The following is a 15,522-nucleotide window of genomic DNA, read 5'->3' on the forward strand; positions in this document are numbered from 1 at the left end:
TCCCGTCCACTCCGCCACTTATTAAAAAACCTCGCTTAGAGCGAGGTTTTTTTTCATCTAACATATTGATAATAAAATTTAATTACTTTATGTTAGTGAGACAAATTTAGGGGTGTAGCTCCAATTGGCAGAGCAGCGGATTCCAAATCCGCGTGTTGGGAGTTCGAATCTCTCCACCCCTGCCATTTTCGAAGGCTCTGACTTAGGTCAGGGCCTTTTTTGTTTCCTACTCACTTAAAATACACACCATCAATAGAAAATGAAGCCACTGGATCGTAAGCTGAGGCCTGATTCATTTTTAAGCTATCATCATGTGACATCAGCTAACTGCTAAACTAATATCAACGAGAAAAAATAGAGAGGTAGTATTATGCTCCACTTACGTTTTCGTGCAGTTGATACAGAGGTTATGAGTGCTTTGTCTATAGCATTAGTCGCAGAACTTCAGCAATTATTTCCAACCAGCTCTCTAGAAGATTTCACTTTTGAGTTGGTTTCTACGCAATTCTATAAGCAAGGTGATATATACCATGGTTCGCCGTTTGTTGAAGTCCTTTACGCCAACGTAACCCCAGTGGTACAGGACAAACTAGCCGAAGTGATTACTCACAATGTGCAGTTGGCGGCAGGGCAAGATATTGATGTAACGGTGATTTTTACAGAATTCCATCCCGGAGTTTGTTATCTCAATGGAAAAAAACACTAACTTTTTAGACTCTCAATTTTGCAACACTACTGATCGGCAATATCAACTATGTTTATTGATAATTAGTGGATTAGTCTACATTGGTTGTGGATTAAGGCTTACATGTCTTCATTTTTCTCAAATCTGTAATGTCTTGCGGTATTCAAAAGTAACTTTTCTGCTTACTTGTTGGTCTATGTCGGGCCAAAATATTAAGGTAAGGAATACTTTTATGACGATGATTTCAGCAAAACAGTTTGCGCATTGGCTCAAAGACCGTTTTTCTTCACAAGAGTCAGGTGTGGTGTTAACGAGAGAGGACATTACTCATTTGTCTGGTAGGCAGACCGTCGCTCTTAGTTACATCAATGACATTCACTATGAACTTATGCAATACAACATCGCATTCGTGACAGACGCTAGTCGGGATAAGTTCTTTTTGATCCCAATCGGTGGTGCTGAGGATTGGCGGGCAACCCTAGAGCATCAGTACGAGCGAGAGTTGTATTGTAATGTGTTCCCAATGGATAAATCAGGCTAACAATCAGCTAAAATGCTTATTGGCTAAATGAAAGCAACCGGATTTTATCCTGGTTGCTTTTTTTTAGCTTGTCGGTTGAATGTATGTTTTTTCCGCCACTTCCCAAAAAGCACTGATCAAAGGGGTAGTTAGTAATGACTTTTTGCATACGACGCCAAGCTTAAATGGCTTAATTGACTCTAATTTAAGGCGCTGTATTTTGTCTCTAACTGGGCTATTTACAATAACGACTTCCGGTGCGATCCCCACGCCGCAACCAAGTGCAACCATACTAACAATAGCCTCATGCCCTGAAACCTGGGCATAGATATTGGGTTTAATGCGCATTTTCTTAAACCAAGCATTGGCTCTTTCACGAGCTGTTCCTGCTTCGGGTACGATAAATGGGATCTTATTCCAATTGGGAACATCACCTTGTAACTCTTGAGCAAAATTGCTGACACCAATTGGAGCGATCACTGATAATGGTATCTCACTGATTGTTTCGAAGTTTAGTCGTGCTGATAGTTGTTCGGGGCGAGCGGAAATTGCGATATCACATTGGTCATTTAATATCTTATCAATGGCTTGTGCCGGATCTCCGGTTGATATTTCAAATTCAATGTAGGGATAAAGAATGCGAAATTCTGCCAGCAGCTCTGGAAGATGGCTATAGCTGGCTGTCACTGAGCAAAAAAGGCGAATAGTACCTTTTAGCTCTAGCTCTCCGTGTTTACTATGTGCCTGAAACTGCTGCCATTCAGTGACAATGGACAGCGCAATGGGGAGTAGCTTTTGCCCTGCAACGGTAAGCTCGACAGAGCGATTGTCGCGAACCAGAAGACTCTGTCCAGCTTCCAGCTCTAATTTTTGTATTTGCCGACTTAACGCTGATGGACTGATATGCATGGCGATGGCGGTTCGGCTAAAGTTTTTGCTTTCACATAAATGAATGAAAGTCTGTAGGCTTTTTATATTCATAGAGTTAAAGATAAATGTAATTGCATTATTTGCAATAACTATTTGTGAATATATCACTTTAAGCAACGATAAAGCTGAATTACTATGGGCTTATTCGACACAGTGTCGACACTATGGATAGAATTCAACAGGAGAGCCCTGCTATGGCTAATTATTTCAACACTCTTAACCTTCGTCAGCAATTAGACCAACTTGGTCGTTGTCGTTTTATGGATCGCTCTGAATTTACAACAGAAGCCGACTACCTAAAAGGTAAGAAAGTCGTCATCGTTGGTTGTGGTGCTCAGGGGCTGAACCAAGGTCTAAATATGCGTGACTCGGGTCTAGACGTTTCTTATGCGCTACGTCAGGCAGCGATTGATGAGCAACGTCAGTCGTTCAAAAATGCTAAAGACAATGGTTTTTCTGTAGGTAGCTACGAAGATCTAATTCCTCAAGCAGACCTAGTTGTTAACCTTACTCCAGACAAACAACACACCAATGTTGTTGAAACGGTCATGCCGCTAATGAAAGACGGCGCTGCACTAGGTTACTCACACGGCTTCAATATCGTTGAAGAAGGTATGCAAATCCGTAAAGATCTAACGGTTGTTATGGTGGCTCCTAAGTGTCCAGGTACAGAGGTTCGCGAAGAATATAAGCGTGGCTTTGGTGTTCCAACATTGATCGCCGTGCACCCAGAGAATGACCCTCAAGGTGAAGGTCTTGAAATTGCGAAAGCGTGGGCTGCTGCGACTGGTGGCCACCGAGCTGGTGTTCTAGAGTCTTCATTTGTTGCTGAAGTTAAGTCTGACCTTATGGGTGAACAAACTATCCTTTGTGGTATGTTGCAAGCTGGTTCAATCGTATGCTACGAGAAGATGATTGCTGACGGAATTGAACCTGGCTATGCAGGTAAACTGCTGCAGTATGGTTGGGAAACCATCACGGAAGCTTTAAAGTTTGGTGGCATCACTCACATGATGGATCGTCTATCCAACCCTGCAAAAGTTAAAGCGTTTGATTTGTCTGAAGAGCTAAAAGATCTAATGCGTCCGCTTTACAACAAACACATGGATGACATCATCAGCGGCCACTTTTCTAGCACAATGATGGCTGACTGGGCAAATGACGACGCGAACCTATTCGGTTGGCGTGAAGAAACGGGTGAAACTGCATTCGAAAACTACCCAGCAAGCGATGTTGAAATTTCTGAGCAAGAATACTTCGACAATGGCATCGTAATGGTCGCAATGGTTCGAGCTGGTGTTGAGTTGGCATTTGAAGCAATGACAGCGTCAGGTATCATTGATGAGTCGGCTTACTATGAGTCACTTCACGAATTACCGTTGATTGCTAACACCGTAGCTCGTAAGCGTCTATACGAAATGAACGTTGTAATTTCTGACACAGCTGAGTACGGTAACTACCTATTTGCTAACGTAGCAACACCACTTCTTCGTGAGAAATTTATGCCTTCAATCGGGACTGATGTTATTGGCCGAGGTCTAGGTGAAACTTCAAATCAGGTTGATAATGCAAAACTGATTGAAGTAAACGAAGCTGTTCGTAACCATCCTGTAGAATACATCGGTGAAGAGTTGCGTGGTTATATGACGGATATGAAGCGTATCGCCGTTGGTGGCTAATAAGCTTGAATAATAGCAAAAGGCTTAGTTGAGATGACTAAGCCTTTTTTGTTTTTATTTTTCAGAAAGTCTGTTCTCAAGCTCTTCGAGCTTTTTTTCCATTTCTGTCAGTTTTTGACGAGTACGCAGTAGTACTTGAGTTTGCACGTCAAACTCTTCGCGACTCACCACGTCTAGCTTATTGAGTTGACCTTGGATCACTTGGCGAACTTTCTGATCTACATCGGCACCGAGGTCTTTTACTGGCTGTGGCATTGAATCGTGGATTTGCTTAGCAACTTGCTCTAGCTTTTTTGGATCAAACATACGTTAAAGCTCCTATCTATTTACTGCCTATTCTATGTAATTGTTCCATATAACAGCAATAAAAAAGGCCACAATTGTGGCCTTTCGTGAGTGAGTTAGCGAAACCGCTAGCGACTTTCGTTCATTTCTCTATGCACAGCTTTGACTTCGTCAATGCGTGCAAGCTTTTCCAAATCCTTGTCTTCAACAAAAACCGGTAGAGGCTTATGTTTCTCGGCAAGGTAGGTATAAATTACCGGTAGTACGAAGAGTGTAAACAGTGTACCAATCGCCAAACCTGATACGATTACAATACCAATACTAAAGCGTTGTGCTGCACCAGCGCCTGTCGCATACATCAACGGGATCAGACCTGCAATCATAGCAGCTGTTGTCATTAGAATTGGGCGCAAACGTACCTTCGCCGCTTCCATGACAGCTTCCATACGGTTCTTGTGATTATGCAGTTGCTCTTCTTTCGCCACTTCGCAAATCAAGATACCGTGCTTGGTGATTAAGCCTACCAGCGTGATCAGCCCGACCTGAGAGTATATGTTCATCGTGGCAGCTCCCCAGGCTAAGGCAATCAAAGCACCACAAATAGCGAGTGGTACAGAAACCATGATAACCAGCGGATCTTTGACCGACTCGAACTGAATCGCCAATACTAGGAATATAATCGCCAGTGCTAGACCAAAAGTCGCATACAGGGCGCTTCCTTCTGTGACGTACTGACGTGATTCACCCATGTAGTCATGGTTGTAACCACTTGGAAGTTTAGACTCTGCGGTTGACTCAAACCAAGCAATCGCATCCCCCATCGCCGTCCCCGGCGCTGGAACGGCACCAATGGTGGCAGAATTTAGCTGGTTAAAGTGAGGAAGGGCGCGAGGCTCCGCAACCACATCAATGCTAATTAAACTGCCAAGTGGGATCATTTCACCGTCATCAGAGCGAACAAAGTAACTGTTCATCGATTCTGGGTTTAAGCGATAACGACGCTCTACTTGTGGGATCACTTCGTATGAGCGGCCATTTAGGTCGATACGGTTAACATACCCATCAGCCATCATGGTGCTCAACGTAATACCGATGTCTTGCATCGTTACTCCGTACGCACCTGCCATATCCTTGTCGATATTGATTTTCATCGTGGCAGAGTCGTAGTTCAAATCCAAATTAGAGTATACAAACATTGCATTACGTTGTACTTCCGTCAGCACTTCAGTCGCAATGGTAAATAGACTTTCAAAACTATTTGGAGTCGTGATGACAAATTGAATTGGCAGTCCTGAACCAGCACCTGGCAACTCTGGCATTTGGAAGGCAGTTACCGCCATTCCAGGGATGTTACTCACCAACTGGCCCACTCGATTAGTCACTTCTGCTTGGCTTGCTTCACGCTGGCTCCAAGGAACCATAGAGGCAATGCCGAAAGCTTGGTTTGAGTTTGGTACACCAGTAAATACCTGAGCAAACTTCACTTCTGGCTGTTCTGCCAAAATCTCATTTACGTCATTCATGGTGTTTTGTAGGTAGTCTAGGTTGGCGTTTGATGGGCCCGTACCCATTAACATCACAACCCCTTTGTCTTCTGATGGTGCTAGTTCACTAGGAATGAACTTAAACAGCATCGGTAGAGTACCGAACACAATAATCGCAAAGGCAATGATAACCGGGCGGTGTTGCATGACAGCGACAAGCATTTTCTCATAGCGTGTGGTCATTTTGTCCAGTACTCGGTGTACTGTTTTTTCGAAGCGGCTTGGTTTTTCGTTGGCCTTAAGCATCTTAGAGCACATCATTGGTGACAGAGTCAGCGCTACAATGCCCGACACAAATACCGCGCCTGCTAGAGTCAAAGCGAATTCTTTAAACAATGAGCCAGTAATACCACCCATCATCGCTATAGGAGCGTATACCGCACCTAAGGTCAGTGTCATTGCAATGACAGGAACTGCGATTTCACGGGTACCTATGATCGCGGCTCGAAACGGTGATTCGCCGAGCTTAATATGGCGGTCCACATTTTCAAGAACGACGATGGCATCATCGACCACCAGGCCGATAGCAAGAACCATTGCCAGCAGGGTCATAAGGTTCCATGAGAAACCCATTCCTTGCATCACCATGGCAACACCAATCAATGACAGTGGAATCGTCACAATAGGAATGATGACAGCTCTGAAAGAACCTAAGAATACGGTGATGACCACCAATACGATGAGCGCTGCTTCTAGAATAGTCTTGATAACTTCATTGATAGACTCATTGATGGCAATCGTTGAGTCGTACATGACGTTCATTTTTATGTTGCTAGGTAGGTTTCGTTCTAGCTCTGGCAGCATTGCCATGACATCAGCGGCGATGTTTATTGGGTTTGCACTTGGTGCCGCGTTAATTGCCGTTACTACGGCTTCCTCTCCGTTGGCACTAGCACGATAAACATCGTGGCTTTTCTCTAGCGTCACTTTAGCAATATCGCCTAAACGGATCACCTCTCCGTCGCCAGCTTTAATCACTAGGTTACTGAGCTCGTTGGTAGTAGATACTTGTGTATCGGCACTGCCGTTATACAGTACAAACTCGCCAGTGGCTTGTCCTGCTGCTGACTGGTAGTTGTTGGCGTTGAGAACGCCCATGATATCCGCTGCGGTGAGTTTTAGAGCGCCCATTTTGGCAGGGTCTAACCAGACACGTAGAGCGTATTTCATGCCCCCATAGAGATCGACTTTAGAGACCCCATTAACGGTAAACAGCTGTGGATTAACAACACGCTCAAGGTAATCGGTAATTTGGCTAGAAGCCAGTTCATTACTGGTAAAGCCAATATACAGAACTGCAGTTGTTGAGCCCGTCGACATGGTTACCGTTGGGTCTTCCGATTCCTTTGGCAGTTGAGAACGTACAGAGTTTGTCTTAGCAAGAATATCAGACAACGCCGCATTAGGGTCGGTGTTGAGCTTCATTGTTACCGTAATCGTTGACTTACCCATCACCGATTGCGAGGTCATAAAGTCAATATTGTCGGCCTGAGCGACAGCTTGCTCTAACGGTTGGGTAATGAAGCCTTGAATAAGGTCCGCACTGGCACCGTAATAACTGGTTGTGACGGTCACAACAGTGTTGGTCATTTCTGGATATTCACGAACCTGCATCTTGAAAATTGCTTGTAGACCAAGCAAAGCAATCAAAAAACTGATCGAAATCGCCAGAACTGGACGTTTTATGAAAACATCAGTAAAGCGCATATTACCTCCAATTACAGCATCGGTGTTTCGGCTGGAGGAGTTGTAGCATCACTCTCAACAACACGAACCTTTGCGCCATTACTTAAACGAACCTGACCAGAGGTCACGACCGTATCACCCTCTTTAATACCTTGTAAGATATGAGCAATATCTTCAGCACGCTCGCCGACTTTGACGACTGTTTGCTTAACGCGCTTTTCACCATCGACATCTTCTAGGACGTAAACATTGTCGCCATATAATGTGAAAGTAATGGCCGTCTGTGGCAGCGTGACCTGATTTTCGATCTTAGGCAAAATGATATTGGCGCGAGCGAACATGCCACTACGTAGCTTGCCATCGTTATTCGGGATGTCAGCTTGCACTTGGATCAAGCCGCTTTGTACGCTAACAGCAGGTTCGATCGCACTGATTGAGCCTTTAAATGGTCGGTTAGGGTAAGCGTCGACAAAAATATCCACATCTTGACCAATAGAAATACGAGAAAAATCCGTTTGGGGCACGGTAAAACGCAGTTTCATCACGCTAATATCTTCAAGTCGCACGATGCGATCGCTTGGTTGCAAATATTGGCCAAGGAACACATTTCGAATGCCCACGACACCAGAAAATGGCGCGTTGATTTCACGGCGACTGATAGATGCTTTTAGGCTTTCTATGTCTGCAGAAAGGGAGTAAAAGTTAGCTTCTGCTTCATCAAACGCTTCTTTTGAGACAGACCCTTTACTAAACAAACCTTTATAGCGTTTATATTTTGCTTGTGCGGCGGGTAGTCTGGCTTCGGCACTTCGTAGATTGGCCTTTTCAACGTCAGAGTCAAGTTGCAGCAGCAGCTGGCCTGTTTCAACTTGAGAACCAGAGGTGAAGGCTATTTTATCGATCACACCGCTGGTCTCTGAAGTCAGAGTTACGCCTTGGTTGGGTTCTACAAAACCAATCGCTTCAATAACCGGCACCCAGTCGATGGTATCGACAGTGGTGACGGTGACAGGAAATTCAGGTTCAGGTCGGTTAGCCAAATACTCAGCGATTTTTTTCTGCTTGAACATATTGAAACCTATCACGCTGCCAAATAGCAGTGTCACGATAAGTAACATGAAGATTGTCCATTTTTTCATTCTGATTAGAACTCCAACTTATTTGTGTTTTATTATTGCATCCCAACTGGCTTCGATGGCGGAATCTAACGCCGCATCGTCCAAGTGATAGAACCCTTGAGAGTGTTTTCTGGCAAGAGACACGCTTGCTTCTAAGCTTAGCCCAGAGAGAATTTCATTATCGAGGTTTTTAAATACCCCCTGATTCTTTCCTTCTGTAAATAGTCGATCTATTTGGGCAAACATTCTCCGTTCTTGCTCCCTAATTGTTCGACTATTTTTAGAAGGAACAGAGTCGTACTGTGCTCTATTTTTCAATGCGTTGAGATCGTTGGCTGCGAGGTGCCAAATATTCAACCACATTGTTCGATAACGCTCTTTCAAAGGTTTGTCTGTGGTGACGCCACGTTGTACAGCTTTTGCTATTTGCGAGGTGATAGTCATCCTTAACTCATCAAGCAGGTGATCTTTATCTTCAAAGTAACGATAGATCGTGCCTGCAGCCACATTGGCTTCTTTGGCGAGCTTTTGCATCGACAAACCCTGAATACCTTGCTCTGCTACAATTTTATTGGCAGCACACAGTATCTGAGCTCGCTTATCCATATTGGTGTTATCTGTCATGTGATACCTGCCAACTAATGAATGAACGTTCATTCATTATAGGGAAAAACTCGAGCATTTATACAAATATAGTTATCAATTTGCTTAAGAAGCAAAAAAAACACCCCGGCATGGTATTCGAAGCGATCGCGATCTATTATGTGCTCGTTCAAAAAAGCAGAAGTGTGAGCGCATTATGAAGCTGAATCCCCAGCAAGATGAAGCCGTCAAATATGTATCAGGACCGTGTCTAGTCCTCGCGGGTGCGGGCTCGGGTAAAACCAGGGTTATCACTAACAAGATAGCCTACTTAGTTCAGCAGTGTGGCTATAAAGCCAGAAATATTGCTGCGGTAACTTTTACTAACAAAGCGGCGCGCGAGATGAAAGAGCGTGTTGGACAAACCCTAGGAAAAGCAGAGTCTAAAGGTTTGATGGTATCTACGTTCCATACAATGGGCCTTAATATCATTCGACGTGAATATAAAGCGCTTGGCCTCAAAGCGGGCTTTTCGCTTTTTGACGACCAGGATCAAATGGCGCTGCTAAAAGAGCTCACAGAGCAGCAGCTTGATGGTGACAAGGATTTACTCAGACAGCTCCTAAGCTCGATTTCCAATTGGAAAAACGACATGCTTTCACCAGATACCGTGAAAGCCAGAGCACACTCTGAACAAGAACAGCTGTTTGCATTCTGTTTTGAAATGTATCAAACGCAGATGAAAGCTTATAACGCGCTCGATTTTGATGATCTCATTGCGCTGCCAGTGATGCTGCTCAAGCAAAATGAAGACGTTCGTCAACGCTGGCAAAATCGCATTCGCTACTTGCTGGTGGATGAATATCAAGACACCAACACCAGTCAGTATGAATTAGTGAAGCTTCTGGTAGGGGAAAGGGCTCGTCTTACCGTGGTGGGTGATGATGACCAATCGATCTACTCGTGGCGTGGAGCCAAACCACAGAACTTAGTGTTGTTGAGTCAAGACTTCCCACAGTTACGAGTTATTAAGCTTGAGCAAAACTACCGCTCGACCTCAAGGATCTTAAGAGCGGCCAATATACTGATTGATAACAACCCACACGTATTCGAAAAGAAACTTTTCTCCGAAATCCCTGATGGTGAGAAGGTTAAAGTACTTACCGCTAAAAATGAAGAGCACGAAGCGGAGCGTGTCACGGGAGAGTTGATTGCCCATCGCTTTTTAAATCGTACCGACTATCGAGGTTACGCCATTCTTTATCGTGGTAACCATCAATCGAGGTTGATAGAAAAAGCGCTCATGCAAAACCGAGTACCTTACAAAATATCAGGTGGGACCTCATTTTTTGCTCGAGCCGAAATCAAAGACATCATGGCCTACTTGAGAGTGCTCGTGAACCCTGATGATGACAATGCCTTTTTGCGTATTGTAAATACACCGCGGCGAGAAATTGGTCCTGCTACTTTAGAAAAGCTGGGTAGCTATGCCAACATGCGTGGTAAAAGCTTATTTGAAGCGAGCTTTGAATTGGGTTTAGAGCAGCACCTCACTGGGCGCGGGCTAGAAAACTTACGACGCTTTACTCAGTGGGTTGTGACGATAGGTGACAACGCTGAGCGTGGTAATACTGTCGAAGCGGTTCGCTCGTTGGTGCGTGATATCAATTATGAAGACTGGTTGTACGAAACATCATCGAGCGCTAAGGCCGCTGAAATGCGCATGAAGAATGTATCGGATCTTTATTCTTGGATTGTCGCCGACCTTGAAGGAGATAATTATGATAAAGAAGAGAAGAACCTTAAAGAGGTGGTTCAGCGATTAACTCTGCGAGACATGATGGAGCGTGGAGAAGATGAGGATGATAGCGATGCGGTGCAACTGATGACCCTGCACTCCTCAAAAGGTCTCGAATTTCCCTATGTTTACCTAATCGGGGCTGAAGAGGGTATTCTTCCGCATCAAACTAGTATCGATGAAGATAATGTGGAAGAAGAGCGGCGCTTGATGTATGTGGGGATAACACGCGCACAAAAAGAGCTGACTTTCACTATGTGCAAAGAGCGACGTCAATTTGGTGAGCTCATCAAACCTCAGCAAAGTCGATTTTTGGATGAACTGCCCTATGACGATGTGGAATGGGAGCGAGTGAAAAAAGTGGTTTCTGCTGAAGAGAGAATGCAAAAAGGCCAGGCGCATATCGCCAATCTACGTGCAATGTTTGACAAGAAATAACAAAGCACGGGACAGCAGCAACAAAAAAGGCTTACCGTGAGAGGTAAGCCTTTTTCTTATCGAAATTTATTACAGACCTGCAATCATATGTTCAATTGCTGCTACGATTTCGTCGTCAGAGCAATCCATACAAGAGCCTTTTGCTGGCATAGCATTGAAGCCATTAATCGCGTGATCTGCCAATACATCTTTACCTTGAGCAATACGAGGAGCCCAATCGGCAGCATCACCAGTCTTTGGTGCTCCGCTTACACCGCTCGAGTGACAAGCAGTACAGAACATACCGTAAACAGCCTTACCGTCACGTGGACCCGTAGGTTCAGCAGCAACAGGCTCACTGCCTGCTAAATAGACATTACCGACAGGTTTGATGCGTTCAGCTATCGCATCATATTCTTCTGGGCTAACATTTGCTGCTACAGAAGCAGTAGAAAACGTTAGTGCAGCGAACAACACAGTTAACATTCGTTGAGACATATCCATTAAACTCACTTCACAATCCAAGGGGCAAGTCGTCGCTCGCCAATTTATACGCTATTTATAGTCTTTTCTGATCTCACAGTGAACTGTTAAATCAATGTAAACGTTGGGTGATTATATCCTGTTAGGTTGTTGCAATAAACAACAACTTGTCAGCTTCACGGGGTTAATCACATCGTAAACCACACATTTATTGTCCCGAAGTGCCGAAAAAGCCAACAAACGATAAAAAAAGTTGAAAAAGTACTTTACGACATAGTGTGATATACGTATTATTCCACTCCGCCGATAGGGCAAGCGCCCGTAGCTCAGCTGGATAGAGCGTTGGCCTCCGGAGCCAAAGGTCGAAGGTTCGAATCCTTTCGGGCGCGCCATCCGGACAAAAATTGGCAAAGTATAATGGTGGCTATAGCTCAGTTGGTAGAGCCCTGGATTGTGATTCCGGTGGTCGCGAGTTCGAATCTCGTTAGCCACCCCATTATTTCGGTAACTTCGGTTTCCAGTCTTGATTTTTCGAGACGAAACGTTCTGAAAAGAACATTGTCGGTGAATAGCGCAGCTTGGTAGCGCATCTGGTTTGGGACCAGAGGGTCGGGGGTTCGAATCCCTCTTCACCGACCACTATTTCAGTTATCGTTGCTAACGGTAACAAAACAAAATTTGTGGTGGCTATAGCTCAGTTGGTAGAGCCCTGGATTGTGATTCCGGTGGTCGCGAGTTCGAATCTCGTTAGCCACCCCATTTATTTTGGTAGCATTGTGCTCCCTTTTGCGATTCTAGTCGTAATAAAATATTGTCGGTGAATAGCGCAGCTTGGTAGCGCATCTGGTTTGGGACCAGAGGGTCGGGGGTTCGAATCCCTCTTCACCGACCACCATTCGAAAGCCTCGTCGAAAGACGAGGCTTTTTTCGTATATAGCTTTACAGGTTTTAGGGAAAGCGCATACGAGTCGAGGGCTGAATGGCCAGTCGCATCGAATCCCTCTTCACCGACCACCATTCAAGGCCTTGTCGAAAGACGAGGTTTTTTTTCGTCTGAACGAAGATGAATTTGACTAAGAAAGAGTCATTATTGGAGTCGGGGCTGGACGCCCAGTCGTTGAGAGTGAAACCTATGCCCCTTCTGCCATTGTAAAGATGATCGCTCTGACCGTAAGAGTCGTGCTATACAACACCATAACTATCGAACCTCTTGAACAAGCCGCCGATTAAACCCTGAGACTGTGTATCATCAATAAAGGACACTGGGCGGGAGGCATTCCACCGCTTACGGTGCCGTCGGGCTCGAACTTGAAAATCACACACTCTAGAAGCAAAACGGATCCATCGCCCATTCCTGTGTATTGATTGCGGCAGATAGTCAGAATTCGTCTACAGTTAGTGCTTAGTTTTGCGAGTGAATACTAATTCTTAGCGCTTTCTTTTGTGGAAACGAGAACGAAATTCTAATAAATGGGTAAAATTTGAAATATTTCAGTAGGGATATTAGTAGTAGATATAAACAAATGTAACGTGATTGTATGGTGGTTAATATTGTAATTGGCCTCTATCATGAACGTAATTGCTATGTCTGTGACAATTGTCTGGTTTATTGGTCTGATGGCGATTGTGTTTAATTTATTATGTTTCTGTGGTGTTAAATTAATAGTGGAATAAGTATTCTAGCGTCTCTAGTTATTAATTTGGCTTAACTCTCTTTTTTTAGGTAGAAATATCCCCTATGGTGTGGGTTTTATGGGTTTATAATCCGTTCGTGAAATTGTTTTACCAACTACTATATGTAGATGTTATGCATAAATATTTACTGAAGCTGCTTTAGATTGGTTCTATTTCGAATTTTTATCCTATTTTTGTTGCTTTTCTGTGAAAGATTTGCCAAATTGATGCCCTTATAATTAGTCAGTAGAAAATGCTGCCTAAGAATGGAATCAATTTTGCAGACAGGGGCAGAAAGCTGCCAAAGCAGTAGAGGTCTGGTAATGTCATTATTAGAAGTAAAAAATCTTCGTATCGAATATCCGTCACGTCATGGGGTACATGCCGCGGTTAAATCTTTGTCGTTCAATATTGAGCGCGGTGAAATAGTTGGCGTAGTCGGAGAGTCAGGTGCAGGTAAATCCACAGTAGGTAACGCCGTTATCGACTTGCTAAGCCCTCCAGGGCGTATCGCTAGCGGTGACGTTTACCTAGATGGTGAAATAGTTTCTGGTCTTTCTCCAGAGCAAATGCGCCGAGTACGAGGCTCCAAAATTGGGTTTATTTTCCAAGATCCAATGACCTCTCTTAATCCTCTTTTTACTGTTGAGCACCAACTGAAAGAAACGATTCATGCCAACATGAAGGTTTCTGATGAAGAGGCATATCAGCGTTCGCTTTCGCTGATGAAGCAGGTAGGGATACCTCAACCGGAAAACCGCCTAAAACAATATCCTCACCAATTCTCAGGTGGTATGCGTCAGCGTGTGGTGATTGCCATCGCACTGGCTGGTGAACCCGATCTTATTATCGCCGATGAACCGACTACCGCACTTGATGTTTCCATTCAAGATCAAATTCTAACTTTGATTCGTGATTTGTGTATTGAAAAAAATGTTGGCTGCATGTTGGTGACGCACGATATGGGTGTGGTATCAAACGTAACAGACCGCGTTGCGGTGATGTATCGAGGCGATCTGGTTGAGTTTGGTCCAACAGCAAAAGTATTGGGCGAACCTGACCACCCTTATACCCATAGCTTAATTTCTGCGGTACCTCGTTCAGACCGTAAACTTGATCGTTTCCCATTGGTGAGTTACATCGAAGAAGCGCACGAGATGGAACCATTGGACGTGAAGAACCACTGGTTGGGTCAAAGTCAGGATCAGCGTGAATACACCGGTCCACTGCTCAATGTTGAGAACGTTAATCTTCGTTTTGTTACCAAGGATTCTTTGTTTGAAAGCCGTCGTGAGTTTGTACAAGCATCAAACAATGTAAGCTTTGAAGTTCATGAGGGTGAGACCTTTGGTTTAGTGGGTGAATCAGGCTCTGGTAAGTCAACGATCGCTCGCGTCATCGCAGGCCTTTATGCACCTAACTCTGGTAAGGTGACATTTGAAGGCATCGATCTGACGTCATTGAAGTCGGAAAAAGAGCGTCGTCCAATTCGTCGTCAAATGCAGATGGTGTTCCAAAACCCTTATACGTCAATGAACCCGCGTATGAAGATCTTCGATATCATCGCAGAGCCAATTCGTTTCCATAAGCTGACTCGCAATGAATCGGAAACACAGCAGATTGTGAATGATTTGCTTGACCATGTTGGTTTGGGTCGCATGGCTGGGGTTAAATACCCACATGAATTCTCAGGTGGTCAGCGTCAACGTATTTCTATCGCTCGAGCGTTAGCGACTCGTCCACGCTTGCTTATTTGTGATGAGCCTACGTCTGCACTCGATGTATCGGTTCAAGCTCAGATCTTGAACTTATTGAAAGATTTACAACAAGAATTGAATCTCACCATGTTGTTCATCAGTCACGATTTGCCTGTTATTCGCCAAATGTGTGACCGTGTAGGTGTGATGCAGATGGGTACGCTACTTGAAGTCGCACCTACTGAACAGTTATTTACTGATCCACAACACGAGTACAGTAAGCAACTGATTTCTCTGATGCCTGAATTTACGGGTTTAAGAGAAGAAATAAAAACGGCTTAAGTCGTTACATAATTGAGCCTAATCAAGCTCGAAAACAGAAGCAAACACAACAAAAGGGGTGAAATCCCCGCATGAAGGAGTT

At 44.4% G+C, this 15,522-nt stretch carries 11 protein-coding genes and 6 tRNA genes; 11 read left to right on the top strand and 6 right to left on the bottom strand.

What is annotated here, in order from left to right; translation table 11 throughout:
• Nucleotides 1–108 precede the first annotated feature (108 nt).
• From LNL84_RS17000 to LNL84_RS17010, 3 genes are all read left to right on the top strand, one after another.
• A tRNA-Trp gene (locus LNL84_RS17000) sits at nucleotides 109–185 on the top strand.
• A gap of 185 nt (nucleotides 186–370) precedes the next feature.
• Complete coding sequence (locus tag LNL84_RS17005; RefSeq protein ID WP_244358876.1) at nucleotides 371–706, top strand: DUF1904 family protein; 336 nt, start codon at nucleotides 371–373, stop codon at nucleotides 704–706.
• Nucleotides 707–917: 211 nt separating this feature from the next.
• Nucleotides 918–1,226 carry a hypothetical protein gene (locus tag LNL84_RS17010; protein WP_244358878.1) on the top strand — a complete coding sequence of 103 codons (309 nt, stop codon included), beginning with the start codon at nucleotides 918–920 and terminating at the stop codon, nucleotides 1,224–1,226.
• A gap of 63 nt (nucleotides 1,227–1,289) precedes the next feature.
• Here LNL84_RS17010 and ilvY read toward each other — a convergent pair whose 3' ends face one another.
• The gene (gene ilvY / locus LNL84_RS17015; RefSeq protein WP_244358880.1) at nucleotides 1,290–2,186 is read right to left on the bottom strand and encodes an HTH-type transcriptional activator IlvY; all 897 of its coding nucleotides are present in this window, start codon (nucleotides 2,184–2,186) and stop codon (nucleotides 1,290–1,292) included.
• 143 nt (nucleotides 2,187–2,329) lie between these two features.
• Between ilvY and ilvC the strand changes: the two genes are divergently transcribed.
• On the top strand, nucleotides 2,330–3,814 hold the full coding sequence (gene ilvC, locus LNL84_RS17020) for a ketol-acid reductoisomerase (protein WP_244358882.1): 1,485 nt from the start codon (nucleotides 2,330–2,332) through the stop codon (nucleotides 3,812–3,814).
• A 54-nt stretch (nucleotides 3,815–3,868) separates the two neighbouring features.
• Here ilvC and ubiK read toward each other — a convergent pair whose 3' ends face one another.
• The 4 genes from ubiK to LNL84_RS17040 all read right to left on the bottom strand — a co-directional run bounded on the left by ubiK (nucleotide 3,869) and on the right by LNL84_RS17040 (nucleotide 9,071).
• A complete protein-coding gene (ubiK, locus tag LNL84_RS17025; protein WP_244358884.1) occupies nucleotides 3,869–4,120 on the bottom strand; it encodes a ubiquinone biosynthesis accessory factor UbiK in 252 nt (83 codons plus the stop codon).
• 107 nt (nucleotides 4,121–4,227) lie between these two features.
• Nucleotides 4,228–7,350, bottom strand: a complete 3,123-nt coding sequence (locus LNL84_RS17030) for a multidrug efflux RND transporter permease subunit (RefSeq protein WP_244358885.1) — start codon at nucleotides 7,348–7,350, stop codon at nucleotides 4,228–4,230.
• 11 nt (nucleotides 7,351–7,361) lie between these two features.
• The gene (locus tag LNL84_RS17035; RefSeq protein WP_244358886.1) at nucleotides 7,362–8,468 is read right to left on the bottom strand and encodes an efflux RND transporter periplasmic adaptor subunit; all 1,107 of its coding nucleotides are present in this window, start codon (nucleotides 8,466–8,468) and stop codon (nucleotides 7,362–7,364) included.
• Between the two features lie 18 nt (nucleotides 8,469–8,486).
• Nucleotides 8,487–9,071, bottom strand: coding sequence for a TetR/AcrR family transcriptional regulator (locus LNL84_RS17040; protein ID WP_244358887.1), 585 nt, complete (start codon nucleotides 9,069–9,071; stop codon nucleotides 8,487–8,489).
• A 175-nt stretch (nucleotides 9,072–9,246) separates the two neighbouring features.
• Here LNL84_RS17040 and rep point away from each other — a divergent pair, with 175 nt between their 5' ends.
• Nucleotides 9,247–11,265: a DNA helicase Rep gene (gene rep, locus LNL84_RS17045; protein WP_244358889.1), complete on the top strand. Its 2,019-nt coding sequence runs from the start codon at nucleotides 9,247–9,249 to the stop codon at nucleotides 11,263–11,265.
• Nucleotides 11,266–11,334: 69 nt separating this feature from the next.
• On the opposite strand, the gene LNL84_RS17050 is transcribed toward rep, so the two are convergent.
• Nucleotides 11,335–11,748 (bottom strand): c-type cytochrome, encoded by a 414-nt coding sequence (locus tag LNL84_RS17050; protein WP_244358891.1) that lies wholly within the window; start codon nucleotides 11,746–11,748, stop codon nucleotides 11,335–11,337.
• A 294-nt stretch (nucleotides 11,749–12,042) separates the two neighbouring features.
• Between LNL84_RS17050 and LNL84_RS17055 the strand changes: the two genes are divergently transcribed.
• The 6 genes from LNL84_RS17055 to LNL84_RS17080 all read left to right on the top strand — a co-directional run bounded on the left by LNL84_RS17055 (nucleotide 12,043) and on the right by LNL84_RS17080 (nucleotide 15,440).
• Nucleotides 12,043–12,119: transfer RNA gene (locus LNL84_RS17055), tRNA-Arg, on the top strand.
• Between the two features lie 28 nt (nucleotides 12,120–12,147).
• Nucleotides 12,148–12,223, top strand: a tRNA-His gene (locus tag LNL84_RS17060).
• A gap of 66 nt (nucleotides 12,224–12,289) precedes the next feature.
• A tRNA-Pro gene (locus tag LNL84_RS17065) sits at nucleotides 12,290–12,366 on the top strand.
• A gap of 44 nt (nucleotides 12,367–12,410) precedes the next feature.
• Nucleotides 12,411–12,486, top strand: a tRNA-His gene (locus LNL84_RS17070).
• 56 nt (nucleotides 12,487–12,542) lie between these two features.
• A tRNA-Pro gene (locus LNL84_RS17075) sits at nucleotides 12,543–12,619 on the top strand.
• Nucleotides 12,620–13,724: 1,105 nt separating this feature from the next.
• Nucleotides 13,725–15,440, top strand: a complete 1,716-nt coding sequence (locus LNL84_RS17080; protein WP_244358893.1) for a dipeptide ABC transporter ATP-binding protein — start codon at nucleotides 13,725–13,727, stop codon at nucleotides 15,438–15,440.
• The last annotated feature ends 82 nt before the right edge of the window (nucleotides 15,441–15,522 follow it).

The organism is Vibrio gelatinilyticus (assembly GCF_022836845.1).
In the GTDB taxonomy this organism is placed as follows: Bacteria; Pseudomonadota; Gammaproteobacteria; order Enterobacterales; family Vibrionaceae; genus Vibrio; species Vibrio gelatinilyticus.